Annotated in this window: 25 protein-coding genes and 1 pseudogene; 8 read left to right on the forward strand and 18 right to left on the reverse strand. The window is 58.9% G+C overall.

The window, feature by feature from the left end; all coding sequences use genetic code 11:
* Window positions 1-147 precede the first annotated feature (147 nt).
* On the reverse strand, window positions 148-330 hold the full coding sequence (locus tag AB4O01_RS04640) for a DUF6026 family protein (RefSeq protein WP_007914840.1): 183 nt from the start codon (window positions 328-330) through the stop codon (window positions 148-150).
* A 273-nt stretch (window positions 331-603) separates the two neighbouring features.
* Here AB4O01_RS04640 and gnd point away from each other — a divergent pair, with 273 nt between their 5' ends.
* The 3 genes from gnd to AB4O01_RS04655 are packed head-to-tail and all read left to right on the forward strand — an operon-like array spanning window position 604 to window position 3,922.
* Window positions 604-1,584: a phosphogluconate dehydrogenase (NAD(+)-dependent, decarboxylating) gene (gnd, locus tag AB4O01_RS04645; protein ID WP_093432832.1), complete on the forward strand. Its 981-nt coding sequence runs from the start codon at window positions 604-606 to the stop codon at window positions 1,582-1,584.
* Window positions 1,581-3,104, forward strand: coding sequence for a glucose-6-phosphate dehydrogenase (gene zwf / locus AB4O01_RS04650; protein ID WP_460090821.1), 1,524 nt, complete (start codon window positions 1,581-1,583; stop codon window positions 3,102-3,104). Before gnd ends, zwf begins: the two co-directional genes overlap by 4 nt.
* Window positions 3,101-3,922, forward strand: coding sequence for an HAD family hydrolase (locus tag AB4O01_RS04655; RefSeq protein ID WP_320336828.1), 822 nt, complete (start codon window positions 3,101-3,103; stop codon window positions 3,920-3,922). The genes zwf and AB4O01_RS04655 overlap by 4 nt, the downstream gene beginning before the upstream one ends.
* 124 nt (window positions 3,923-4,046) lie before the next feature.
* Here AB4O01_RS04655 and nhaB read toward each other — a convergent pair.
* From nhaB to AB4O01_RS04670, 3 genes and pseudogenes are all read right to left on the reverse strand, one after another.
* Window positions 4,047-5,548 (reverse strand): annotated as a pseudogene (gene nhaB, locus AB4O01_RS04660) (sodium/proton antiporter NhaB).
* A gap of 73 nt (window positions 5,549-5,621) precedes the next feature.
* Window positions 5,622-6,923, reverse strand: coding sequence for an NHL repeat-containing protein (locus tag AB4O01_RS04665; RefSeq protein ID WP_460090822.1), 1,302 nt, complete (start codon window positions 6,921-6,923; stop codon window positions 5,622-5,624).
* A gap of 280 nt (window positions 6,924-7,203) precedes the next feature.
* Complete coding sequence (locus AB4O01_RS04670) at window positions 7,204-7,470, reverse strand: hypothetical protein (protein ID WP_095048857.1); 267 nt, start codon at window positions 7,468-7,470, stop codon at window positions 7,204-7,206.
* A 354-nt stretch (window positions 7,471-7,824) separates the two neighbouring features.
* On the opposite strand from AB4O01_RS04670, the gene AB4O01_RS04675 reads away from it, so the two are divergent.
* On the forward strand, window positions 7,825-9,150 hold the full coding sequence (locus AB4O01_RS04675) for a sigma-54 dependent transcriptional regulator (protein ID WP_016983762.1): 1,326 nt from the start codon (window positions 7,825-7,827) through the stop codon (window positions 9,148-9,150).
* 99 nt (window positions 9,151-9,249) lie between these two features.
* Here the strand turns inward: AB4O01_RS04675 and AB4O01_RS04680 are convergent, their stop codons facing one another.
* The 10 genes from AB4O01_RS04680 to AB4O01_RS04725 all read right to left on the reverse strand — a co-directional run bounded on the left by AB4O01_RS04680 (window position 9,250) and on the right by AB4O01_RS04725 (window position 17,488).
* Window positions 9,250-10,557: a transporter gene (locus AB4O01_RS04680; protein WP_093432820.1), complete on the reverse strand. Its 1,308-nt coding sequence runs from the start codon at window positions 10,555-10,557 to the stop codon at window positions 9,250-9,252.
* Between the two features lie 45 nt (window positions 10,558-10,602).
* Entirely contained in the window at window positions 10,603-11,349 is a 747-nt protein-coding gene (locus AB4O01_RS04685) for a hypothetical protein (protein WP_093432818.1), read from the reverse strand.
* Between the two features lie 44 nt (window positions 11,350-11,393).
* Complete coding sequence (locus AB4O01_RS04690) at window positions 11,394-12,074, reverse strand: C39 family peptidase (protein WP_093432815.1); 681 nt, start codon at window positions 12,072-12,074, stop codon at window positions 11,394-11,396.
* A 63-nt stretch (window positions 12,075-12,137) separates the two neighbouring features.
* Window positions 12,138-13,145, reverse strand: coding sequence for a heme utilization protein (locus AB4O01_RS04695; protein ID WP_093432813.1), 1,008 nt, complete (start codon window positions 13,143-13,145; stop codon window positions 12,138-12,140).
* Between the two features lie 73 nt (window positions 13,146-13,218).
* On the reverse strand, window positions 13,219-13,794 hold the full coding sequence (locus tag AB4O01_RS04700; protein ID WP_460090823.1) for an adhesin: 576 nt from the start codon (window positions 13,792-13,794) through the stop codon (window positions 13,219-13,221).
* Window position 13,795: 1 nt separating this feature from the next.
* Window positions 13,796-14,245 (reverse strand): hypothetical protein, encoded by a 450-nt coding sequence (locus AB4O01_RS04705; protein ID WP_320336825.1) that lies wholly within the window; start codon window positions 14,243-14,245, stop codon window positions 13,796-13,798.
* Complete coding sequence (locus AB4O01_RS04710) at window positions 14,221-14,457, reverse strand: hypothetical protein (RefSeq protein WP_320336824.1); 237 nt, start codon at window positions 14,455-14,457, stop codon at window positions 14,221-14,223. Before AB4O01_RS04710 ends, AB4O01_RS04705 begins: the two co-directional genes overlap by 25 nt.
* 144 nt (window positions 14,458-14,601) lie before the next feature.
* A complete protein-coding gene (locus tag AB4O01_RS04715) occupies window positions 14,602-15,126 on the reverse strand; it encodes an AAA family ATPase (RefSeq protein ID WP_116256216.1) in 525 nt (174 codons plus the stop codon).
* Window positions 15,123-15,686, reverse strand: a complete 564-nt coding sequence (gene pnuC / locus AB4O01_RS04720; protein ID WP_099759084.1) for a nicotinamide riboside transporter PnuC — start codon at window positions 15,684-15,686, stop codon at window positions 15,123-15,125. Before pnuC ends, AB4O01_RS04715 begins: the two co-directional genes overlap by 4 nt.
* A gap of 167 nt (window positions 15,687-15,853) precedes the next feature.
* Window positions 15,854-17,488, reverse strand: coding sequence for a methyl-accepting chemotaxis protein (locus AB4O01_RS04725; RefSeq protein WP_427120107.1), 1,635 nt, complete (start codon window positions 17,486-17,488; stop codon window positions 15,854-15,856).
* A 305-nt stretch (window positions 17,489-17,793) separates the two neighbouring features.
* Between AB4O01_RS04725 and AB4O01_RS04730 the strand changes: the two genes are divergently transcribed.
* A complete protein-coding gene (locus AB4O01_RS04730; protein ID WP_116256214.1) occupies window positions 17,794-18,624 on the forward strand; it encodes an undecaprenyl-diphosphate phosphatase in 831 nt (276 codons plus the stop codon).
* Window positions 18,621-19,052 (forward strand): DUF1294 domain-containing protein, encoded by a 432-nt coding sequence (locus tag AB4O01_RS04735; protein ID WP_460090824.1) that lies wholly within the window; start codon window positions 18,621-18,623, stop codon window positions 19,050-19,052. Before AB4O01_RS04730 ends, AB4O01_RS04735 begins: the two co-directional genes overlap by 4 nt.
* Window positions 19,053-19,169: 117 nt before the next feature.
* Here AB4O01_RS04735 and AB4O01_RS04740 read toward each other — a convergent pair whose 3' ends face one another.
* Both AB4O01_RS04740 and AB4O01_RS04745 read right to left on the reverse strand, forming a co-directional pair.
* Window positions 19,170-19,529, reverse strand: coding sequence for an MmcQ/YjbR family DNA-binding protein (locus AB4O01_RS04740; protein ID WP_460090825.1), 360 nt, complete (start codon window positions 19,527-19,529; stop codon window positions 19,170-19,172).
* A complete protein-coding gene (locus AB4O01_RS04745) occupies window positions 19,526-20,434 on the reverse strand; it encodes a LysR substrate-binding domain-containing protein (protein WP_093432790.1) in 909 nt (302 codons plus the stop codon). The genes AB4O01_RS04740 and AB4O01_RS04745 overlap by 4 nt, the downstream gene beginning before the upstream one ends.
* Window positions 20,435-20,562: 128 nt before the next feature.
* Here AB4O01_RS04745 and AB4O01_RS04750 point away from each other — a divergent pair, with 128 nt between their 5' ends.
* Together AB4O01_RS04750 and AB4O01_RS04755 are read left to right on the forward strand one after the other, a co-directional pair.
* Window positions 20,563-21,174 (forward strand): FMN-dependent NADH-azoreductase, encoded by a 612-nt coding sequence (locus AB4O01_RS04750; protein ID WP_093432787.1) that lies wholly within the window; start codon window positions 20,563-20,565, stop codon window positions 21,172-21,174.
* Between the two features lie 236 nt (window positions 21,175-21,410).
* Window positions 21,411-22,448, forward strand: a complete 1,038-nt coding sequence (locus AB4O01_RS04755) for an alpha/beta hydrolase family protein (RefSeq protein ID WP_095048871.1) — start codon at window positions 21,411-21,413, stop codon at window positions 22,446-22,448.
* 149 nt (window positions 22,449-22,597) lie between these two features.
* Here AB4O01_RS04755 and AB4O01_RS04760 read toward each other — a convergent pair whose 3' ends face one another.
* Together AB4O01_RS04760 and AB4O01_RS04765 are read right to left on the reverse strand one after the other, a co-directional pair.
* Entirely contained in the window at window positions 22,598-23,785 is a 1,188-nt protein-coding gene (locus tag AB4O01_RS04760) for an MFS transporter (protein ID WP_460090826.1), read from the reverse strand.
* A 274-nt stretch (window positions 23,786-24,059) separates the two neighbouring features.
* Window positions 24,060-25,646, reverse strand: a complete 1,587-nt coding sequence (locus AB4O01_RS04765) for an ABC-F family ATPase (protein WP_007914779.1) — start codon at window positions 25,644-25,646, stop codon at window positions 24,060-24,062.
* Window positions 25,647-25,703: the final 57 nt, after the last annotated feature.

Below are 25,703 nucleotides of genomic sequence, written 5' to 3' on the forward strand. Positions count from 1 at the left end.
GCCGTACGCGCAGGTACGGCCAGAATGGGGCGGAGTATTACGAAGAGAATGTGAAAAGTTTGTGAGTTGCCGCTTTGCTCTATAGAGAGGCGGGCAGCGATGGATCATGTCGGGAACAGCGGTGGCCGTTCCCGAAACAGGCGGGGATCAGGCGTGGGGGTGACGCTGAACGACCGGCAAAGGTTGCGGCTGCACACCTTGGGTCAACAGGCGCAGCTGCGCCAGCTCCTGTTTCAACTGGTCGCGTTCGTCTTTCAACTGGCGCAATTCATCGCGACGGATTGTCACGTACAGGGTTTGTGGCGGCATTGCTGTGTGTACTGTGCCCATTGCTCACCTCGCAAATGGCGTGCATCAACTGTAGGTCGTCCCCGCTTTGGGGTACTGACTTACTATCGGCGCCGATTTTGATTTCTTTTGCCTGTGAATGGAACTTTTTTATTTTTCATGGTCGGTGTGTCTTCGGCAGGATTCGGGGCGTTATCAGTCTGGATCGGGCACAATGCCCGGAAACTTCATCGCAACGCTCTGGACTAACCTCCATCAGTCGCGTTGGGCTATAACCAATGACACACATTTATTTGTAGTAAGGAGCATCAGCACATGCAACTCGGGATTATTGGACTGGGCCGCATGGGCGGCAATATTGCGCGACGTCTGATGCTCAACGGTCACACCACCGTTGTTTACGACCGCAATACCGCTTTCATCGAGAACCTGGTCGCCGAGGGCTCCACCGGCGTCGCCGACTTGCCGGCAATGGTTGCCGGCCTGGCCAAACCGCGTGCGGTCTGGGTCATGTTGCCGGCCGGCGCGCCGACCGAAGACACCATCAACACCCTGAGCACTTTGCTCGAAGCCGGCGATACCATCATCGACGGCGGCAACACCAACTATAAGGATGACATCCGCCGGGCCAAAACTCTGGCCGAGAAAGGCCTGCACTACATCGACGTCGGTACCTCCGGCGGCGTCTGGGGGCTGGAACGTGGCTATTGCATGATGATCGGCGGTGACGCCGAAACCGTGCAGCGCCTCGACCCGCTGTTCGCTGCTCTGGCGCCGGGCATGGGTGATATCCCGCGCACCAAGGATCGCCAGTCCGACGACCACCGCGCCGAACACGGCTACATCCATGCCGGTCCCGCCGGTGCCGGGCACTTCGTGAAGATGATTCACAACGGTATCGAGTACGGCATGATGGCCGCGTTCGCCGAGGGCTTCGACATCCTCAAGACCAAGTCCAGTGAGCGCCTGCCGGAAGATCAGCGTTTCGACCTCAACGTGGCCGACATCGCTGAAGTGTGGCGCCGTGGCAGCGTGGTGTCGTCGTGGTTGCTCGACCTGACTGCCGATGCACTGGCCAGCGATCCGAAGCTCGACGGCTTCTCCGGTTCGGTTGCCGACAGCGGTGAAGGTCAATGGACCATCGAAGCGGCCATGGAACAAGCAGTGCCGGTACCGGTGCTGTCGAACTCGCTGTTCTCGCGCTACCGCTCGCGCGGTCAGGGCACCTTTGGCGACAAGATTCTTTCGGCCCAGCGCTTCGGCTTCGGCGGCCACGTGGAGACACCGAAGAAATGACCCATACGATCCGCAGAAAATCCAAGGCAGAACCCGCACCACCGACCACGCTGTTTTTGTTCGGTGCCCACGGCGACCTGGTCAAGCGCTTGCTGATGCCGGCGCTGTACAACCTCAGTCGCGACGGCTTGCTTGACGACAATCTGCGGATCGTCGGCGTTGACCACAACGCCATTACCGATGAGGCCTTCGCGCAGAAGCTCGAAGATTTCATCCGCACCGAAGTGGCGGCGAAGGTCGGCAAGGGCGATCAGATGCTTGATCCGGCCTTGTGGGCCAAGCTCGCCAAAGGTATCAGCTACGTCCAGGGCGACTTCCTGGACGACAGCACTTATTCCGCGCTGGCGGCGAAAATCGCCGACAGCGGCACTGGCAATGCGGTGTTCTACCTGGCCACCGCGCCGCGTTTCTTCAGTGAAGTGGTGCGCCGACTGGGCGCTTCCAAATTGCTGGAGGAAACTCCCGAAGCGTTCAGGAGGGTGGTGATCGAGAAGCCGTTCGGCTCAGACCTGCAAACCGCCGAAGCGTTGAACGCCTGTTTGCTCAAGGTGATGTCCGAGAAGCAGATCTATCGGATCGACCATTATCTGGGCAAGGAAACTGTACAGAACATTCTGGTCAGCCGGTTCTCCAACAGCCTGTTCGAAGCCTTCTGGAACAATCACTACATCGACCACGTGCAGATCACTGCCGCTGAAACCGTCGGCGTCGAAACCCGTGGCAGTTTTTACGAACACACCGGCGCCCTGCGTGACATGGTGCCCAATCACCTGTTCCAGTTGCTGGCCATGGTCGCCATGGAACCGCCGGCCGCGTTTGGCGCCGACGCGGTGCGCGGCGAGAAAGCCAAGGTTGTGGGGGCAATTCGTCCGTGGACCACTGAAGAGGCGCGGGCCAACTCGGTGCGCGGTCAGTACAGCGCCGGTGAGGTCGACGGCAAGCCGCTGAGCGGTTATCGCCAGGAGCCCAACGTCTCGCCTGACAGCAACACCGAAACCTACGTGGCGCTGAAGGTGATGATCGACAACTGGCGCTGGGTCGGCGTGCCGTTCTACCTGCGCACCGGCAAGCGCATGAGCGTGCGCGACACCGAGATCGTCATCTGCTTCAAACCGGCGCCGTACGCGCAGTTCCGTGATACCGAAGTCGACGAATTGCAGCCGACTTACCTGCGCATCCAGATCCAGCCCAACGAAGGCATGTGGTTCGACCTGCTGGCCAAACGGCCGGGGCCGGCGTTGAACATGGCCAACATCGAGCTGGGTTTTGCCTACAAAGACTTTTTCGAGATGCAGCCGTCGACCGGGTACGAAACCCTGATCTATGACTGCCTGACCGGCGATCAGACGTTATTCCAGCGCGCCGACAACATTGAAAACGGCTGGCGTGCCGTGCAGCCGTTCCTCGACGCCTGGCAGCAGGATGCGAGCGTGCAGACTTATGCCGCTGGTGAGGACGGCCCGCAGGCTGCTGAAGACCTGCTGACTCGCGATGGTCGCGTCTGGCATGGCCTCGGATGAGTGACTTTCCGCAACAACCTATCCGTTTTCTGCTCAGTGACATGGACGGCACGCTGCTGCTGCCCGACCACACGCTGAGCCAGCGCACCATCGAAGCAGTGCGTTCGCTGCGTGAGGCGGGCGTGCTGTTCAGCCTCGCCACCGGTCGACCGCCGAAAGCCATGTTGCAGCAGATCGAAGCCTTGGGTGTTGATCTGCCGACGGCGGCGTTCAACGGTGGCACCATCGTTAACCCGGATGGCAGTTTGCTGGTCGCGCATTACTTGCCGGCCAGCACCGCGCTGATTGCGCTGGCCACGTTTGCTGATCAGCCGGAAGTCGAGATCTGGGTGTTCAGCGGCGGCGACTGGCTGCTCAAGGATCCGCACGGGCCGATGGTACCGCGCGAGCAGCATGGCCTCGGTTATCCGCCGGTGGTGGTGGAGAGTTTCGAGCCGTATCTTGAGCGCATCGACAAGATCGTCGCGACCAGTAACAACACTGAGCTGTTGATCGAACTGGAGGCGCGCCTGTTGCCCAAGGTCAATGGCATGGCGCAAGTGTCGCGTTCGCAACCGGTGTATCTCGACGTCACGGCGCTGGAAGCCAACAAAGGCACCGCGCTGGCGACGCTGGCCGAACATCTCGGTATTCCGTTGGAGCAGACAGCGGCCATCGGCGATGGCGGCAACGACCCGGCGATGTTCCATTGTGCAGGCTTTTCGATAGCCATGGCCCAGGCGGAGGACGCGGTAAAGCGCCAAGCCGACGTGGTCACCGCGCCGAACACTGAAGACGGCGTGGCGCAAGCGATCGAGAAATACATCCTCCCTCGCTGAAAGCACGCAAAACCAAATGTAGGAGTGAGCCTGCTCGCGATAGCAATGTATCAGTCACCATTTCCTGGGCTGACACACCGCTATCGCGAGCAGGCTCACTCCTACAGTTTTTACGCGGTGTTGATCAGAGCCAATAGCTCACGGCATACCAACCCAGCAGTCCCATCACAAAGGTGTACGGCAACGCCATCCACACCATCCGCCCGTACGACAGGCGCACCAGCGGTGCAATCGCCGAGGTCAACAGGAACAGGAATGCGGCTTGGCCATTCGGTGTCGCCACGCTTGGCAGGTTGGTGCCGGTGTTGATCGCGATCGCCAGCGTCTCGAAATGCTCGCGGCTCATGTGGCCGGCGAGGAACGCCTGTTTCACTTCGGTGATGTAGATCGTGGCGACAAACACGTTGTCACTGATCGCCGACAGCAGGCCGTTGGCAATAAACAGCATGCCCGGCTGTTGCTCGACCGGCAGGGCCAGCACCCACTCGATCAACGGCGCAAACAGCTGTTGATCGTGAATCACCGCGACCACCGCAAAAAACACCACCAGCAACGCCGTGAACGGCATGGCGTCCTTGAATGCGCTGCCCAGACGATGTTCGTCGGTGATGCCGGTAAACGCGGTGATCAACACAATCACCGTCAACCCGATCAAACCGACTTCGGCGATGTGAAAGGCCAGGCAGCCGATCAGGATCAGTGCCGCCGCGCCTTGCACCAGCAGGGCTGCGCGTTGGCGCGCTGTGCGCTCGGCATTGTCTTCGGCGGCGTAGTTGGCCAGCACGGCGCGAACATTGTCCGGCAGCAGTGTGCCGTAGCCGAACCAGCGCAGCTTCTCCAGCAACACGCAGGTGACCAGACCCGCTGCCAGCACCGGTATCGACACCGGCGCGACTTTCAGGAAGAACTCGGCGAAGTGCCAACCCATTTCGTGGCCGATCAACAGGTTCTGCGGTTCGCCCACCAATGTGCAGACACCGCCCAGCGCCGTACCGACCGCGCCGTGCATCAACAGACTACGCAGGAACGCACGGAATTGTTCCAGATCGTCATGGTGAAGTTTCGGCAGGTTCCGGTCGTCAGCAAACTCACTGTCCTGGCGCGGATCGTTGCCCGACGCGACACGGTGATAAACGGAATAGAACCCGACCGCCGCACTGATGATTACCGCGGTCACCGTCAATGCATCGAGAAATGCCGACAGGAACGCGGAAAGAAAGCAGAACAGCAAGGCCAGTATCGCTTTTGAACGCACGCCCAATAGCAGGCGCGAGAATAGAAACAGCAACAGATCTTTCATGAAGTAGATACCGGCCACCATGAACATCAGCAGCAGGATCACCGGGAAGTTGTGCACCAGCTCATCGTAAAGCGCTTGGGGGTGGTCATCTTCAGCAGCAGTGCTTCGATCAACAACAAACCGCCGGGCATCAGCGGATAGCACTTGAGCGCCATCGCCAGGGTGAAGATGAATTCGATCACCAGCAACCAGCCGGCCGCGACCGGGCCGACGCTGAACAGCACGACGGCGTTGAGGATGAGGAAACCGACGATGGTCGCCTTGTACCAGCGTGGCGAGTGCCCGAGAAAATTTTGCGCGAACGCCTGGGCCATTGAACCGGACATCGGCTGCTCCTTGTCTTTAGAAGCGCGCAAGTTGCCGGATGCGTTGCGGAAGATCAAGTACAGTGCGTGTTTTTCAATGGTTCAGGTAACGCGCCACCATGGCCCGGTAGTTGCCATCCAATGAATAACCGCCGACGAGGATGGCATTGTCCGCTTGCACGGCCAGCGAGTTGGCGGTGTCGAGACTGCGCCCCAGACGCGTGCGCAGCCAGCCTTTGCCGTCACCGAAGCTGTGATCCAGGCCGCCGTCCCTCTGGTAACGGGCAACAATAAAATCCGCTTCGAATCCGCCAATGGTTGCACCGACCGCGATGATGCGGCCGTCCGCCATGCGCTGGGCGGCACTCCATTGGCAGCCGCTCGGGCCGATTTCCAGCAGTTGTGGCTGGCCACCATGGTTGTGCAGGTTCGGTCGGCCATTGGTATGCAGGCTGTACGCCATGCACCGAATCGGGTCGCGACTGCTGCCGAAACAATGCAGTGCATCGGCCGATTCCAGGACCTGACTGACCTGGGCGCTTTGCCCGTGAGCCTTGAACGCCATGAAGCCGTCCACGGCAAAACGTTCGTCGAGGCGACCGTCGGGCTGGTAGCGCGCCAACAAACCTTCCTGCGGAAAGTCGATGGAGCCGGCCACTACGATTCGCCCATCCTTTTGCAACATCAGGCTGCTGAGCCAGGTGTTGAGCAGTAAGTGACGAATCATCACGAAGCCGCGGCCGTTGAAGGTTTCATCGAGGCTGCCGTCGGGCTTGAGGCGGATCAGCATGCCGGCATGGTCGGCGAGTTCGAAATGGTGATTGGCGATCAGCAGAATATGGCCGTCGTCCTGGACTACAAAGTCGCAGGCTTCAGCACCCGGGACGCCCGGCGGTAGCCAGGCATCACGGCTGCCCATGGACAAGTCGCCGGGCAGGCGCACCACCTGACGACCGTTGTCACCGAAGCGCAGGTCCGGCTTGCCCTGTGCGTCAAACATGGCCAGAGCCGGCAAGGTGCGATGAGCGTTTTCATAATGCACGCCGGCGAGCAGGATGCGTCCATCGGGGAGTACCCGGACTTTGCCGGCCGTGGCTTCAAAGCCCGGGGCAAAGGTTTCGATCACGCTGCCTTGATCGCCAAAGGTCAGATCGGCCGAGCCATCGGCAAGCATCCGTGCCAGGCCGAATCGGCTACCGGTGGCGACGCCAACCTTTGCTGCGACCAGCACCCGTCCCTGCGCATCGAGGGCGATGTCCTCGGTCAGGCTGGACACACTGCCAGCGAAATACACTTGAGCAACGCCGTTAGCGGCAAATGTTCTGTCGAGTTGACCGGCTCGGCTCAATAAAGAAGTCGATACCACCGGCAGCGCGAAAGTGTTCAGAGTGGACATGCACGCATCTCCTTGCGAGTTGACCTGGTACCGGGAACCGGGCGGGTAACTGCATGAGCGAAACATTCAATCCCTGAACCGGGAGAAGTACAACTGTAAGAACTAACAGGTGGACGGTCGCACTGTGCCAGAACAGTGTCTTTTTGAACCAATAGCAAGCCGGCCAAGCAGTTACGCCTGAATAAGTTGCAAATGGTTGTGCAAAAGTACGGAAAGTTAAAAAGACTGGAACTAACAGAGTAGGGCGGATGACCTGAGCGTCATCCGCATCGCCCGGCGGTTAGTGTGGCATCGACCAGGATTGCAGGCTGTAACCTTCTTCGCTGAGTTCAGCGCGAGCCTGCTCCAACAGTTGTTCGAGTTGCGCCGGATCGGAGTAGGCGCTGCTCGGGATCTGTTTGCGACCGATGTGCGAGTTGGTCCGGTCGATCACGGTCAGGCTGAGTTCGCCATTGCCGTCTTGTGGCGCCCAGGCCACGCACTGGAACGGTTTGAACGCGTGGTTGGCAATCAAAAGAGCTTCGTTGATACGGAGCGGGGCGGTCATGGGGTTTTCTCTCTGTCGTGCCCAATCAAATGATGTGCCGTCGGTTGGGCTTACCGTTCGGCTGGTACTTGTACTGATGCACCGAACCGGTAGGCAGGTCACACATGAAACAAAGAAATTTCAACTTTCTTTCAGGGTGTTGCTTTGTTGGCAGGTTTTGAAAGCTCACTGAAAGGTTGAAACAGCAATTTAGTCGATAGCTAACTAACAACCTGGTTTCTTATAACGCGTTTGCTTGTACACCTATAAGCAATCGATACAAGGCCCTGTCAAAATCTTGCTAATGTTACAGTCGGGTCTGCCAAATGACTGTTTTTACAATCATTTCTAATAATTTGGCGCCAAGGAACAGTCATGAGCGAAGCGCCAGCGTTACGACGTTTATTGGTAGTCGATCCGTGTGACGACTGCCACCGCTTATTGCCCGGATTACGCGCCGTAGGTTGGGATGTTGACAGTTGCACCCTGGAAAATGCCGCCGACCGCAGTTGTGATGTCGGCTTGTTGCGATTACAGCCGTTTCATCTTGAACGCCCCGAGGCGGTCAAGGAGCTGATCAGCCGCAGCGGCACTGAATGGATCGCCGTGCTCAATCAGGAAGTCCTGCGTTTACAGAACGTCGGTGACTTCGTCTGTGAATGGTTTTTCGATTTCCACACCTTGCCGTTCGACGTGTCGCGGGTGCAGGTGACCCTTGGCCGGGCATTCGGCATGGCGCGCTTGCGCGGGCAGGGCACGATTCACGTCGATCAGCCCGAACATGAACTGCTCGGTGACAGCAAGCCGATCCGCGAATTGCGCAAGTTACTCAGCAAACTGGCACCGACCGAATCGCCGGTGCTGATCCGCGGTGAAAGCGGTACCGGCAAAGAACTGGTCGCGCGCACGCTGCATCGGCAATCCCAACGTCACAGCAAACCATTTGTGGCGATCAATTGCGGGGCGATTCCCGAACATTTGATTCAGTCCGAGCTGTTCGGCCACGAGAAAGGCGCGTTTACCGGTGCGCATCAGCGCAAGGTCGGGCGCATTGAGGCAGCCAATGGCGGTACGCTGTTTCTCGATGAGATCGGTGATCTGCCACTGGAACTGCAGGCCAATCTGCTGCGCTTTTTGCAGGAAAAACACATCGAACGCGTCGGCGGCAGCCAGCCGATCCCGGTGGATGTGCGTGTGCTGGCGGCGACTCACGTCGACCTTGAGGCGGCCATCGAGAAGAAACGTTTTCGCGAAGACCTGTATTACCGGCTCAACGTGCTGCAAGTGGTCACCGCGCCGTTGCGTGAACGCCATGGTGATCTCTCGATGCTGGCCAACCACTTTTCCCACTTCTACAGCCATGAAACCGGTCGCCGTCCGCGCAGTTTCAGCGAAGACGCGCTGATTGCCATGGGCAAACATGACTGGCCGGGTAACGTCCGTGAACTGGCCAACCGTGTGCGACGAGGTTTGGTGTTGGCTGAAGGGCGGCAGATCGAGGCCCGGGATCTGGGCTTGATCAGTCAGCACTCGATCGCCACACCGATGGGCACGCTGGAAGATTACAAGACCCGCGCCGAACGCCAGGCGTTGTGTGATGTGTTGAACCGGCACAGCGATAATCTCAGTGTGGCGGCCAAAGTGCTCGGGGTGTCTCGGCCGACGTTTTATCGCCTGCTGCATAAACACCAGATTCGCTAGATACCTGAAGATCAAAAGATCGCAGCCTGCGGCAGTTCCTACATTGGGTTTGTGTAATCCCTGTAGGAGCTGCCGCAGGCTGCGATCTTTTGCTTTTTCCTAGAAGTAGTAAGGGAATTTCAGGCTGAAGGAAAAGTCCGGTGCATCGTCGGTCAAACCGATCGACAAGTTCGGAACAATGGTCAGGTTGTCGGTGGCCGCAATGGTCATGCCGACGTTGAAATAACCGGCGTTGGCGTCACTGGATACCACCGATTGCCAATCGCCGCCATCCTGCTTCAGCTTGCTTTTACGCTGCACCAGGTCAGACATCGAGAACGACATACTCATCTTCTCGTTCAGCGCAAACGCAATACCGGCGCCGATCTGGAAGCTGTCGCCGATCTTGACCTTGCCCGGGTTTTTCTGGTTGACCGTCGAGCTGATGTCGTCAAACGACTCCTCCAGGTTGTGGGTGTAGGACAAGCTGCCGAACAGCACCGCCGGGTCGAACGTCTTGACCAGCGAGATCCCCGGAGTGACCGACCAGACGCCGTTGCCGGTGGGCAGGGTGTCAGGCACGAACAGGTTGGAGTTGGCGTCGGTCTGGCGCAGCTTGATCCCGAACGGATCCTTGCCGGTTGGCGCCTTGACGCGCAAGGTGACGACCGCATCCGGCGTGTTGGCTGACTCATCGAGGAACTTGTAGGCGATGCCGAAGTTGACGTCGCCAATGGTTGGATCGCGTGTCACGTCCTGCTCGGTCGTGACGTTGGACGCTCCGCCGTTGCCGCCGCCGGATTGATAAGTCGAATCGCGGTAGACCACCGGCACGTTCAGGTCGAACTGCCAGCGATTGTCGAAGTTGTAGCGGCCCGTGAGGTCAAGGGTCCAGGTGTCGGCCTTGATCCGGTCGAGGTTGATGTTGCCGAGAAAGATCGAGTCGAGGGCCAGAAAGCCGTTGAGGATCAACTGACGGGTGTCATAGCGCGAATAGGTGATACCGGTTTCGAAGCTGAATTTGCCACCGCCGAAGAAGCCACTGGCCTCGTCATACAGGTTGGACACACTCTGTGCCGGTTGCGAATCATCTGCCAGCGATTGCCCGTAAGAAGCCCCACTGCCTCCGGCTGCGCCCCCCGACGCTGCTGCGGCCCCGGTACCGGTGGCCACTTTTGGATTGCCTTTCATATCCGACGGCGACTTGGCCAACCTTTTGGGTGGTGGCGCCGCCGGTTGATCTTCGACCTGGCGAACCCGTTGTTCGAGTACCGCCAGGGCCTTTTGTTGTACTTCGTAACGTTGTTTCAGCTCCAGAAGCTCTTGTTTCAGGACTTCTACGTCGGCGTCCGGTGCCGCTTGCAGCATCGCTGCAGGTAGAAGGGTGCTCAAGCAAACAGCGGCACGCAGTGATACTGATCGATACATGAATAAGCCGTCCCTTTAAGCCCAATGATCGAGACTCAGCGTAGTTCAATATCCAATATTTCGTAGTGCCCTGAGCTGAGTCAGGTTGCAATCCAGTGCGCCGGCACTCATGCCGTTATTGTTCAGGACGACGTTGAGTTGAGTCATGTTATTGACCACGTTGGCACTGCCGAGCAAACGGGTGTTCTGCAGCAAGCCGCCTTGGGCGACCTGTTGCAGGGCCGTACCTTGATTGCCGGAGGCCTGAATGGCCATTTGTACGCCGCCACCGTTGGCCGAAACCGCCACGCTGCCTGCGGCATTGCTGCCGCCGATGGTTTGCCCGGCCATCAGCGCCTGCCCTTGGGTGGGCACCAGTGCTGGCGCCTGACTGGCTTCTTTAACGTTGATGGCAACGTTGTTATAGGCGGTATTGCTGTCACCCGCAGCGCGTACGCTCTGTGTTACGCCCTGGCTGCTGTCGAGGCCGGCGCCACCGGTGATTGTGCCGGTACCCGTAGAAAGGGTGCTGCCGTTGCCGTGTTCCTTGATGGTTTGAACATAGAATTCAGGTTTTACCGTTGCTGCCTGAAGTTGCATCGAGGTTGAAGCCCCGATCAAATCGCCACTGGCGTTGCGCCAGGTACTGCTCATGACAATGCCGAAGCTGATAATCCGCCCCGGCATGACATAACGACCACGTAGTTCGGACAACTCCTTGTCTTGTATTTCTATAGGTTTGAATCCTGCATTGGCATAGCCTGACGCACTCGCTGCCAGGCAGGCGGCGGCCAGCCAGTATGAGGTTTTCATTTGCTGCTCCCGGGACATCCAGCCCCATTCTTTATAATCGGCGATTAAAAGAAGTCGCTCTGTATGAACCCGAAGTCCATCAATTCAGCATCTCTGACAGGGTTGAAGTTATCCAGCTTGTTCTTCGCCGTCAGCGGTGTCGGCGGGCTGCGCAATGCATTGGTTTTGTCATAACCGGGGCCGACGATGGCGAAGACAATGCCGTTCCAACCTTTGACAAAGTCATCATGTTTGTAGCGCTTGTGGCCTAAAACCGGGTCTCCGATGTAAACCCAATCCTTGTCCGAACGCTGCAGAACCACGAAATGCTTGTAGCCGCGAATTTCCATCAGTACCACCACCGGGATGGTTACAGCATCGAGTTTTTCCGGCGGAATCTTGTAACCCCTGGCGCGCATGCCGATGCTTTCTATGTAGCGCTTCATGTCCAGCATGGAAAACCCTTGAGTACGAACAAGGTCCTGGTCAGCGTTGACCAGCATGCCTTTGATGATGTGCTCCTCATCGACGTCGAGCCAATAGGCCTGGCGTAACACCGTAGCCAGTGCAGCAGCGCCGCAGCTGAAATCGGTTTTCTGTTCGACAATGTCGGAAAACTTGCGCTCACGAATGCTTTGCACGTTCTTGTAGACGAGTACGCCGCCTGGGAGGGCAGCGACTGGCATCTGGGCAGCCTGGGTCAGGCCGGACAGGCAAAGCAGAGCGAAAAGGGCAGTCTTACGCATGATCGATACGCCTTTGCGGACTGAGGAAAAGCCCCGTTTCCGGGGCTTTCGTTTCGATCGCGATTACAGGCAGGCTTTGCAACCTGCAGCGATGGACAGCGAGTTGCTTTGTTGGTTACCAACACCAGCGGCGTTGTTGTAACCAGCGTTGCCGGAGAAGTTGTTGCCAACGTTGGAGATGCTTGCGTTGTTGGTCACAGGGTTTTTCCAGCCATCAGGGGTCAGCACTTGTTGCGTGGTTACACCGGCGAGACCGAAGATGCCGACAGCTTCAAAGGTCGCTTTCTGATCTTTGCTGCCGCCGTTGCCGCCATGACCACGGTCGTTGTCGCCATAACCGCCACCACCATGGCCTTTGTCGCCTTCGATGGTCGCTTTGCCAGCTGCCACGAATGCGCCGGCAGCGGTGAAGGTGCCTCTCAGAGTATCGGTTTTGTAGGTTTGAGTGCCGTTGTTGGACACAGTCAACCCAGTGGAGCTTTGGTTGGCAGCGGCAGCGGCGTTAGCTACACGACCACCGGATACAGCAATGGCCAGGTTGTTTTTCTGTTGGTTGAAGTTGCCGGCACTGTTGTTCACACCGATGTTGCCGGAACCGCCGTTACCCACGTTGTTGAGGTTGGCGTTGTTGGTTGTCGAGTAGTTGGCAACCGCGTTGTTGTTGTTGACCTGAGTCGCGCTGGAAACGGACACGGCACTGCCGAAGATGAAGCTTTCGTCGGCAGTTGCCAGTGCAGCGGCGTTGTCTTGTTGGTTGCCATCCCCGGCGGTGTTGTTCATGCCGACGTTGCCGTTGGTGCCATTGGCGGAGTCGCGAACGGAGGCATCATTTTTGGTGCCTTGGTTGCCCACCAGGTTGCCATCGCTGTTCTGCGTGTCGAGTACGGCAGCACCAGCGCCGGCGCCGATTTGCAGAAGTTGTTCCAGGGTAGGGCCTTTTGGTTCATGGTTGCCATGACCATTGCCGTGCCCGTTACCATGATCGTCATCACGACCGCCTGCCTGTGCTGCGATTGCCATCACTGCTGCAAGTGCGAAAACCAGTGGTTTGAGAGCCATTGTAGGTTTCATGGTGTTTCTCCATCGTGCTTATTAGTTGGTTAAGTGTTGGTACTTTCTAATTGCACTGCTTTTGTTGTTTGGGTCAGTCAGCGACCCGGATGCTCAGGGTGTTAGCCATACGGTTCCCCACCCCAGCACTCTGGTTCACCTGGATTACCCCGCGGCTGCCGGTGAAGGCCTGATCACTTGTCGTGACCTGGCGACTGCCGGGTGAGGTACCAGTTGCTCCTGAGCTCGGTAGAAGCGCCACGTTCTGTTGCGAAAGGGCACTGTCGTCAACGCTCTGCGGGGCAGCACTGATGCTGACGCGCGTGACGTTGGCCATCTGGTTGTTGGCACCGGCGCCCTGGTTCACACCGAGGATCCCGTTGCCATTACTGAATGAGTTGCCGCCAATGGTCGCGCTGGCATTCGTCGACGGGTTACCGGGTGTGTCGATGTGCTGGCGGACGATTGTGGTGGCGCTGGCCGAGGTGCCGATGGCAATGGCCTTGGTGTTGGTCTGTTGCATCTGGTCGCCGGCGGCCTGGTTGACGTTGTAGTTGCCGCGGTACTGGATGCCGGTGTCCTGAATGTTCGCGTTGTTCACTGAGCTGGGGTCGGCGGCCATGGCGTTGGCGCAACCGAAGAGGGCGAGCAGGAGCAGGGTGCGATTCATCTTATTGGCCTCCAGCCATGCGGGTCAGCGGAGCCAGGCCTGCGCCCATTGCGCGGTTGACGGTGTTGGAGATGGAACCGCCGGCGCCGCCGCCGTGGCCGCTGCTCATACCGGGCAGGCCGTTGGTATTGGTCAGGGTGTTCATGCCGGGCAGATTCGCCGTCGGTGTGCTGATGTTGCCGCGGATCGAGGAGCCACTGGCTACGCTGGCAAACTCACCGTCATTGAGCTCAGTGCTGCTCATCGCCTGATTGATGCGGGCTGAGGGGTTAGCATTGACTGTGGTTGGATAGGGGTCTTTACCGCCGCTGCGACCGATAGGAATAGGCTGAACATCGCGGTTGAGGACAATCACGCCATTGCCTTCTGCCTGCACGTTGAAGCTGATGAACGTACTGGCTGCTGATCCGATCAGCAGAAGGCAGGTCAAACTTTTTTGGATGTTCCCCACGGCTGCAATTCCTTCTTCAGTGGGCTGGCCCTAGTCAGCGTTGTGAAGGAGAGAGCGAAAGCTGTGCCGCTTTTGAAATATCTTTCAATTTCAATTGCTTGGGGAATAGATGCGCCGGCCTGATACACCGCCTGTTTCATGGCTGATACACGCAGGGTGGCGTTCACCTGTCTATTGGCTGAATAAAGCTCTGGCACAAGGGTTTGCGCCAAGGTGTTTCAGCCACTTAACAACCGGCATGACAAAGCTGTGAACCGTGCTGAAACGGGCACTTTGCACGCGGGCGAGTGTTTCAGGATTGGACACTTTGTCCCCAAAACAGGGGAAATCGCGTGGGAAGGAACCCTTTGACCGGGTCACTCAGCCAGCAGTTGCTCGACGGCGGCAAACGCCTGCGACTGGCGCTCGGCCCAATTGCCCTCGATGACCTGAAAGCGTTGATGGTGGTTTTCCAGCCAGTTCTGCGTGGCCTGGTAAAACGCCAGACGCTCGTCCAGATCCGGCTGGCAGCGCTGACCGTCATCGGTCCAGTCGATCTGCTCTGGCGAGAGTAAAAGGTGCAGGTCGTAATGCCGCGCCAACAATTCGGATTCCAGCCAGGCCGGGCAGTCACCGAACAGCGTCTGGCTCCAGAGCATATTGCTCAGCAAGTGCGTGTCGAGGATCAGCAATGACGGCTGTTGCGCCCGCGCTTCATCTTCCCAGTGCAACTGGCCCCGAGCGATTTCCGGGATATCAGCCAGACAAGTGTCGCGAGGATTGAGTTCGATAAACCGACGCACGTATTCATCCACCCGCAAGCCGCCAAAGCGTTGTTGCAGGCCCGCCGCCAGCCAGCTCTTGCCGGTGGATTCGGGGCCGGTCAGGACCACAACCTTCATGTGCGCAACGCCGGGTCAGCACGCCATTCACGAAAGCCCTGGATCGCCAGCAGAGTGAACAGCCCGTACAGCGCAGCGGTCAGGTACAGCCCCTTATAGATGAACAAGCCGACAAAGATCACATCCAGCACAAACCACAGCGCCCAGCATTGCAGGCGTTTCTGCGCCATCCACAGTTGCGCGACCAGGCTGAAACCGGTCAGCGCGGCATCGAGCCACGGTTGCGCGGCGTCGGTCCAGTGAGCCATGGCCGCACCGAGCAACAGGCTGCCGACCGCGCCAACGCCCAAGCCGATCAGGACCGAGCGTTGATCGAGGCGCGTGACCTCACGACCGTCATGCATCGTCCCGGCGCGGGTCCATTGCCACCAGCCATAGACTTGCAGCGCGGCGTAGATCACTTGCAGCAACATGTCCGAATACAGCTTCACTTCAAAGAAGATCCAGCTATAGAGCAGCACCATGACCAGACCGATCGGCCAGCACCACGGATTCTGTTTGACCGTCAGCCACACGGCGATCACCCCGAGGGCGGCGGCAAACAGTTCAAGCCCGGACATGGGGGTTCCTTGGGGGAAATTGAGGAGGGGGCGGATTGTACTGCATTCGCCCAGACACTGAAGAACCCTGTGGGAGCGAGCTTGCTCGCGAAGGGGCCTGTGCAGTCGAAATCTTCTTTGACTGACCTGACGCTTTCGCGAGCAAGCTCGCTCCCACAGGTTTTGGGTCAGACGCGGAACTGGCGCAGGAGGGCGTTGAGTTGTTCGCTCAACTGGCCAAGCTTCAGGCTGGCCGCACTCGACTGTTCGGCGGCGATCGCCGTGCTATGCGAGAGGCCGGCCGCCTGAGTGACGTTCTGATTAATGTCCTCGACCACATGCGCCTGCTGCAACGTGGCGCTGGCAATCGACGCGTTCAGGCCATTGAGATTACGCAGTGCCTGGCCAATCGCATTCAGACTCGCACCGGCCAACCCGGCTTGTTCGATGGTCAATTGCGACGCCTTGCTGCTGTCGCCGATCACTTTCACAGCGGCTTCGGAATGGTTCTGCAGACGCTCGATCATCGACTGGATTTCCGCCGTCGACTTCTGCGTACGTTGTGCCAACAAGCGTACTTCATCCGCCACCACGGCAAACCCGCGACCTTGCTCACCGGCCCGCGCCGCTTCAATCGCGGCATTAAGCGCGAGCAGGTTGGTCTGTTCGGCAATCGAGCGAATCACTTCCAGCACGCTGCCGATCTGCGTACTTTCGGCGGCGAGGGTGCGGATCACCTCCACCGCTTGATCGATAGTGCCGGACAGTTTGTCGATCTGCTGCAAGCTGCCGTCGATGTTGATCTGGCCCTGTTGCGCCTGCGCTTCGGCATCGCGCATTTCGGCGGCGGCGTGCTCGGCGTTCTTCGCCACGTCCTGCACGCCATAGGTCACCTCGTTGATCGCGGTGGCCACCAGTTCCATCTGCTGCGATTGCTGCTGGCTGCGCTGCTGGGCCTGCGTGGCGTCGTTGCCCAGTTCGCTGGACGACTGACCCAGTGCACTGGCCGACACCTGCAAATCGCCGATCACCCGCCGCAGTTTGGCGGTGAAGGCGTTGAAGTGATGCGCCAGTTCAGTGACTTCATCTTTGCCATGGGTATCGAGGCTGCGGGTCAGGTCGCTTTCACCGCTGGCAATGTTGGCCATGGCGTTCACGGTTTCCTGCAGCGGACGGACGATGCTGCGCGCGATGAGGATCACCAGCAGCGCCATGATCACGGCAATCGCCAGGCCGATAACCGTAGCCTTGATCACTTGGCCCTGGAATTCCGCCTGCACGTCGTCGACGTAAACCCCGGAGCCGAGCACCCAGCCCCACGGTTCGAACAGTTTGACGTAGGAGGTCTTGGCCACCGGCTCACTGGCCCCGGGTTTCGGCCAACGGTAGTCGACCATGCCGGCGCCTTTGGACCTGGCGATGGCGACCATTTCGTTGAACACCGCAAAGCCGTCCGGATCGCGGATCGCCGAGAGGTTCTGGCCTTCGAGTTTCGGGTTGGTCGGGTGCATGACCATCACGGGCGTGAGGTCGTTGATCCAGAAATAATCGCTCTGGTCGTAGCGCAGGCCACGAATCGCCGTCAGCGCCTGTTTCTGCGCCGCCTCTTTGCTCAGGGTGCCGGCGGTTTCGAGGTCGTGGTAGTAGGTCAGCAGGCCGCTGGCGGTCTGTACTACGTGCTGGGTTTTCTGGGCCTTGGCGTGGTAGAGATCGTCGTGGATCTGCTTGAGCATCAACACGCCCAAGGTCAGCAACATGACCACCGCCACAATCAAGATGAGCCACAAGCGTCGGCTGATCGACACACTGCGCAAGCTGTTCATAACGCTGTCACTCCGGATTCTTTTTCTTGTAATAAACGACCGCCAGCATCCAACCACGATTTCGTGAGCGGGCATACGCGACCCAAGTCGTATAACGCGGCAGCGCTAATAAGGCTTGTCTGTTAGGATTTCGGCCCCGCGCGTGAAAACCTGAATCCAAATTGATATTTCACGGAATTTTGACCGTTTCGTGTGGATCCTGTGCGTGCGGAATCGGTACAGCCATAAACAGCTACGCTGATCGCAGTGAACGCTAGAAAAATACTATCGGGGCATGCCGGCGCGCATCGCTCTTTGGGGGATTGATGGATCTTTGGACGGCCTTGCAGGCACTGATACTAGGAGTTGTAGAAGGGCTGACGGAGTTTTTGCCCATTTCCAGTACCGGACACCAGATCATTGTTGCCGACTTGCTGAATTTCGGCGGCGAACGGGCCATGGCGTTCAATATCATCATCCAGCTCGGCGCGATCCTCGCGGTGGTCTGGGAGTTTCGCCGCAAGATTTTCGATGTGGTCATCGGTTTGCCGACGCAGCCCAGTGCCCGTCGTTTCACCGCTAACCTGCTGATCGCGTTTCTGCCCGCCGTGGTGCTGGGCGTGATCTTTGCCGACCTGATCCACGAATACCTGTTCAATCCGATTACCGTTGCGACCGCGTTGGTGGTGGGCGGCATCATCATGTTGTGGGCGGAAAAGCGTCAGCATGCAGTGCACGCCGAAACAGTCGACGAGATCACTTGGAAAGATGCCTTGAAGGTTGGTTTCGCTCAGTGCCTGGCGATGATTCCCGGTACTTCGCGTTCCGGCTCGACGATCATTGGCGGGTTGCTCTTCGGTCTGTCGCGCAAGACTGCCACCGAGTTTTCCTTCTTCCTCGCGATGCCGACCATGGTCGGTGCGGCGGTCTACTCGGGCTACAAGTACCGCCATCTGTTTGTCCCGGCGGACTTCCCGGTGTTTGCCATCGGCTTTGTCACCGCGTTCATCTTCGCCATGATCGCCGTGCGCGGCTTGCTCAAGTTCATTGCCAGCCATAGCTATGCGGCATTTGCCTGGTATCGGATCGTTTTTGGTCTGGTCATTCTGGCGACGTGGCAGTTTGGCTGGATCGATTGGGCGGCGGCCAAGCCATGAGTGATTCCCGCGCACGCCGGCCCGAAGGGCGACCTTCGGGCGGCAACAACATCCAGCATCTGAAGCTGAAACTGCTGGTTCTGTTGATCGTCTGCGCGCTGCCGCTGTTCGGCTCGGTGTCGATGTGGTTGCGCGGGATTTCGTTGGTGCCGCTGACGGCTTACGGTGTAGTGAGTGTGTTGGCGTTCTTCATGTACTGGGCAGACAAGCGCAAGGCGCGCGCCGACGCCTGGCGCACACCGGAGAACATCCTTCATGCTGTGGAACTGGCGGGCGGCTGGCCGGGTGCAATGATCGCCCAGCAGGTGTTCCGGCACAAGACGCGCAAGGTGTCGTTTCAGATTCTGTTCTGGGTGATTGTGTTGCTGCACCAGGTGTTCTGGATCGACCAGCTGTTTCTTGGCTCGAATCTGCTGAGGCTGTTCTGAATACACCGCAACTCCCTATGTAGGAGTGAGCCTGCTCGCGATAGCGGAGTGTCAGCCAAAGAAATTCCAACTGACACTCCGCTATCGCGAGCAGGCTCACTCCTACAGGGATCGGGTTTACAGCAACAAACCGATTTGGGTCTTTTTCGGCAACTTGCTCACCACCAGCTGATGCGAACGTTGCAACAACCCGCGCAATTCCTCGGCGCCCAACGGGTAGGGCGGATGCATGATGATCCACTGCGCCCGCGCCAGATACGGCGCCGGATGAATGCCGGGACGGTCGCAATGACCGAGAAACAGATCTTTATCAACCTTGAACGCCAGCGAATCCCCACGCAGCCCCTGCAAGGCAAACATCTTGTTGCCGGCAATCGAAAACACTCGCACGCCGCCCCATTTGTAATCTTCCCGAGCGCCCGGCAATGCCAGGCAGAACGCCGCAACGTCGGCTTCGTTCATCTTTCCCTTGTTCATAACAACCGCTCCCCACAGGCATTGAACGACTCGACCAGATGATCGATCCACGCGCGCACCGCTGGCATCACCCCGCGCCGATGCGGATACACTGCTTGCAGCCAGCCGCCGGGCAGTGACCACTCCGGCAACATCTGCACCAGCGTGCCGTTTTCCAGCTCGGCCTCGCAATACATCATCGGCAACAGGGTAAACCCCTGACCGGCAAGGACGCAGGCCTTGCGTACGACAAAATCATCGATGCCCAGGCGAGCCTCCATGTTCAGTTCGAAACTGTGGCCCTGCTGATCGAGCAGGCGCACATGCACCATACGATCGGCCTCCAGCGCACCCAGTACGGGCAGATGCTTCAGGTCTTGCGGATGGTTGATCGTCTTGCCCTGTAAAAACGCCGGGCTGGCCACCACGACCATCTGCGCCTGACGCAGGCGCCGGGTCACCAGCAGCGGATCCTCGTCACCGTGCTCACGCACGCGCAACGCGACATCAAAGCCCTCACCGACCAGATCAACACGGCGATTGAGCAGTACGACTTCCAGTTGCACCTGGGGGAATTTGCCAAGGAAATCGCTGATCACCCACGGCAACATTTCCCGGGCCAGACCTGTAGGGCAGGACACGCGCAGTCGCCCGCGCGGCTCGCTGGACATGCTCGCCACCGCTTCATCGGCCATTTCTGCTTCGAGGAGCATCGCCTGACAGTGGCGCAAGTAACGTTCGCCAACTGCAGTGAGATTGAGTTGCCGGGTGGTGCGTTGCAGTAAACGCGCGCCAAGGCGTTCTTCAAGTTCGGCAATGCGCCGCGACAGCCGTGATTTGGGAATCCCGAGCAAGCGCCCGGCCGCAGCAAAACCGCCGGCTTCGACGACTTTGGCGAAATAGTAGAGATCGTTGAGGTCTTGCATCAGGGATATCCGACTGTTCTATCAGTGGGACAAACTATCGCATTTCAGGCGGCTAATCATCCATTGGTTTCTTGCGTAGGATTGTCTCCATTCCGTCGCCACCGGCGATTCCTTCCAGGAGATTCCACATGAAACTGCTGCATATCGATTCGAGCATTCTGGGCGACAACTCGGCTTCCCGTCAGTTGAGCAGCGAAGTCGTCAAAGCCTGGCAAGTCGCTGAGCCAAGCGCCGTGGTGACCTACCGCGACCTGGCCGCCGATGCCATCAGCCACTTCTCGTCGACCACCCTGGTCGCCGCCGGCACCACCGCTGAGCTGCGTAACGCCGCACAACAGCACGAAGCCGAACTGAGCGCTTCGACCCTGGCCGAGTTCATCGCTGCGGACGCCGTTGTGATCGCGGCTCCGATGTACAACTTCACCGTGCCGACCCAACTCAAGGCGTGGATCGACCGCGTTGCCGTCGCCGGTCAAACCTTCCGTTACACCGAAGCCGGCCCTGAAGGCCTGTGCGGCGGCAAGAAAGTGGTGATCGTATCCACTTCCGGCGGTATTCATGCCGGTCAGGCCAGCGGCATCGCTCACGAAGAGTACCTGAAGCTGGTACTGGGCTTCCTCGGCATCACCGACATCGAAATCGTCCGCGCTGAGGGCCTGGCGTATGGCGAAGAAGTGCGCAACAACGCGATGACCGCTGCACAAGCGAAGATCAGCGAGCAACTGTTCGCCGCCGCGTAAGGCTTGCGTAAAGAACAGCTGATGTTCAGGTAATACCCAAAAAACTCTGTATTCTGGTTCCGCAAGGGGCGAATACGGAGTTTTTTGTTTCTTACTGTTACATAATCTGGCCCGGGTTATGCAGTCACACAATCAGCGTCTGAGTGCATTGTCGTACCGGAACACCGAATCCCCGGGGTTTCAGGCCCGCAACGCAACGGAACTTTCGATTGAGTAACAACAGGGTGGGGCATCCCATGATGCGTCTTTGTGCAACGTTACTGATTTGCCTGCTCGGCAGCCTTAACACAGTGCATGCCGCGCCTGGGCGACACCCGGTCTGGAGCGTCGGTTATCACGAGATGACCTTCCTCGATCCGCTGGACCTGCAACCGATGCGCGCCATCGCCTTTTATCCCTCCAGCGATCGTGAACACCTGAGCCTGCTCGAGGGCTATTCGGTCGAGGCCGGCGAAGACACCAAAGTCGCCATCGGCCGTTTCCCGATGCTGATGCTCTCCCATGGCAACACCGGCACGCCGCTCGCACTGCACGACCTGGCGACTTCGCTGGCGCGCAAAGGCTTTGTCGTGGTGGCGGTGATTCACCCCGGCGACAACTCCAAAGACCACAGCCGACTCGGCACCCTGAGCAACCTCTACGGGCGGCCGATCCAGATTTCCGAAGCCATCACCGCAACCTTGGGCGATCGCATGCTTGCACCGTACGTCAATGCGGATCAAGTCGGGGTGATTGGTTACTCGGCGGGCGGCGAGACCGCGTTGATCCTGTCCGGGGCGCAACCGGATCTCGATCGCCTGCGTCGGTATTGCCAAGAGCGCCCGGACGATCGTGATGCTTGTAACACCCAGGGTGAGTTGATCGTTGATCGGGATGATCTGCAACCGGTGGCCGATCCGCGCGTTCATGCGCTGCTGCTGATGGCGCCGCTGAGCCTGAAGTTCGGTCGTCACACCTTGGCTGACGTGCATGTGCCGGTGCTGCTCTACAGCGGTGATGGTGACAAACTGGTGGCCTTCGACAAGAACGCCGCCGCGCTGGCGCGCAAACTGCCGACGGCACCGGATTTCAAATTACTCGCCGGGGCTGGGCACTTCGTGTTTATGGCGCCGTGCAACGAAGAACAGATTCGCGCCATGCCGGCGTTGTGCACCGATGCTGATGGGGTGGATCGCGAGGATATTCACCGCAACCTGATCTCGGAGGCGGGAAGGTTCTTCTCGCACACCTTGGGTAAACCGACCCGGGCCGGCATGCAGACCGCGGATCAATAATCCGATCCCCGCAGCACCGCAGCAACTGTGGGAGCGAGCTTGCTCCGGGCGGCGTTCCGACGAAGGCGTAGTGACAGTCAATACATGTGCTGACTGACTCACCGCCTTCGCGAGCAAGCTCGCTCCCACATTGGTTTTGCGTCGATGATTCAGGAAATCGCCCGGCGCTGCAGCAGCAAGGTCAGCCCCAATCCGATCACCGACAACAGCGCCGCGCTGAAGAATATCCACGAATACCCCAGGTTCAACGCCACCGCGCCCATCAACGGCCCGGCAATCGCCAGCGCCAGATCGAAGAACACTGCATAAGCGCCCAACCCGGATCCTCGGCTGGAACTGGGCACCTGCTTGATCGCCTCGACACCCAGCGCCGGGTACACCAGCGACAAACCAAACCCTGCCAGTCCGGCACCGATCAAGGCGAATGCGGTCGACGGTGCCAGCCACAACAGCACAAGCCCCACGGTTTCGATGCTCATGCAGGCAATGGCTGAGCTGAAACCGCCGAAACGACTGATCGCCGAGATAAACATCAGCCGTGACAGGATGAAGCACACGCCAAACACCGTCAGGCAGTACGCCGCGCCGGTCCAGCCTCGGTTGAGGTAATAGAGGGTGATGAAAGTGGTCAGGGTGCCGTAACCGATCGAGGCCAGGGTCAGACTGGCGCCATACGGGGCGATCCGCCCGAACACGGCCCAGAACGGCAGGCGTTCGCCACGGATCACCGGCACCGACGGTTTGTTGCGGATCAGCAGCAGTGCACCGGCCGCCAGCACGGCTAGCGCGATGCCGAGGCTGGTGAAGCCGTAATCGGCGACCATCACCACGCCCAGCGGCGCACCAATCGCAATCGCGCCATAGGAAGCGATGCCGTTCCAGCCGATGGATTTTGCCGTGTGTTCGACGCCGACCTGGCCCATGCACCAACTGATCGTACCGACACCGATCAAGCCCTGCGCGATGCCGAGCAGCAAGCGGCCGATGATCAGAATGACCAGGCTTGTCAGCGGCCAAGTCTGCAACAGGGTGGAGAGCAGCGTCAGCAAGCCACTGAGGACAATCCCCCACAAGCCATAAATGATCGCCCGTTTCGTGCCGACCGTGTCCGACATGCGCCCGGCCATTGGCCGGCTGAGCAGGGTGGCCAGGTATTGCGAGCCAATCACCAGCCCGGCGATGACCGCGCTGAAACCCAGCTGCTCATGCACATAACCGGGCAACACCGCGATCGGCAGGCCGATGCAGAGGAACGCAATAAAGGTGTAGAAAACGATAGAAACGATCTGCAGGGTGATCGCCATGGAGCTTTGCGGTGGCAGTTGCTGCGCAGACATGAGGACTCGTTCGCGGGCGGCGGTGGGAGAGTTCGCATCATGGCTTGGGTGTCAGATAAAAGAAAGCAGGCTAACTATCTTTCCAGATTGATCGTTCCCACGCTCTGCGTGGTAACGCCGCCACGGACGCTCCGCGTCCCGCTCGTGTGACGCGGAGCGTCACGGGATGCATTCCCACGCAGAGCGTGGGAACGATCAGAACCCGAAAATCCCTCAACCTGAAATGCAAAAAGCCCCGTCACATGGACAGGGCTTTTCAGGTTGCAGCAGCGTTTTAGAACACCACACCCTGACTACGCAGGTAGTCATCGTAGGTGCCGCTGAAGTCAGTCACGCCATCCGGGCTCAGCTCGATGATGCGTGTGGCCAGGGACGATACGAACTCACGGTCGTGGCTGACGAAGATCAGCGTGCCCGGGTAGTTTTCCAGCGCCAGGTTCAGCGCCTCGATCGATTCCATGTCCAAGTGGTTGGTCGGTTCGTCCATGATCAGCACGTTCGGCTTTTGCAGGATCAGCTTGCCGAACAGCATGCGACCTTGCTCACCACCGGAAATCACTTTGACCGACTTGAGGATTTCGTCGTTGGAGAACAGCATGCGCCCCAAAGTGCCGCGAATCATCTGTTCGCCCTGAGTCCACTGACCCATCCAGTCGAACAGGGTGACGTCGTCTTCGAAGTCGTGCGCGTGATCCTGGGCGTAGTAGCCCAGTTCGGCAGCGTCGGTCCACTTGATGCTGCCGGCGTCCGGGGTCAGTTCGTTGACCAGAGTGCGCAGCAGGGTGGTTTTGCCGATACCGTTCGGGCCGATGATCGCCACGCGCTCGCCGGCTTCAACCTGGAAGCTGAAGTCTTTGAACAGTGGTTTGCCGTCGAAGCCTTTGGCCATTTTTTCGACGATGACCGCCTGGCGGTGCAGCTTTTTGTTCTGATCGAAGCGAATGAACGGGCTCACGCGACTCGAAGGCTTGACCTCGGCCAGCTGGATCTTGTCGATCGCCTTGGCGCGGGAAGTAGCCTGCTTGGCTTTCGAGGCGTTGGCCGAGAAGCGGCTGACGAACGATTGCAGCTCGGAAATCTGCGCTTTCTTCTTGGCGTTGTCCGACAGCAGTTGCTCGCGGGACTGGGTCGCCACGGTCATGTACTCGTCGTAGTTGCCCGGGAACAGACGCAGCTCGCCGTAATCCAGGTCAGCCATGTGCGTGCACACGCTGTTCAGGAAGTGACGGTCGTGGGAGATGATGATCATCAGGCTGTTGCGCTGGGTCAGCACGTTTTCCAGCCAGCGAATGGTGTTGATGTCCAAGTGGTTGGTCGGTTCGTCGAGCAACAGCACTTCCGGATCGGAGAACAGCGCCTGCGCCAGCAATACGCGCAGTTTCCAGCCTGGCGAAACTTCGCTCATCGGGCCGAAGTGTTGCTCGATGCCGATACCCAGGCCCAGCAACAGTTCGCCGGCACGGGATTCGGCAGTGTAGCCGTCCATCTCGGCGAATTCGGTTTCCAGCTCGGCCACGGCCATGCCGTCTTCTTCGCTCATTTCCGGCAGCGAGTAGATGCGGTCGCGCTCGGCCTTGACCTTCCACAGCTCTTCGTGACCCATGATCACGGTGTCGATCACGGTGAATTCTTCGTAGGCGAACTGGTCCTGGCGCAATTTACCCAGACGTACGTTCGGCTCGAGCATGACCTGACCGCCGGACGGGTCGAGGTCGCCGCCGAGGATTTTCATGAAGGTCGACTTGCCGCAACCGTTGGCGCCGATCAGACCGTAGCGGTTGCCCGCGCCGAATTTGACCGAAACGTTTTCGAAGAGCGGCTTGGCGCCGAACTGCATCGTGATGTTAGCTGTAGAGATCAAGAGTTTTTCCTGCGAAGCATTCTGAGTAGCGAGGGTGCGGCTGGAGCGCTTGGCCCG

It is taken from the genome of Pseudomonas sp. S2_E02, assembly GCF_054668355.1.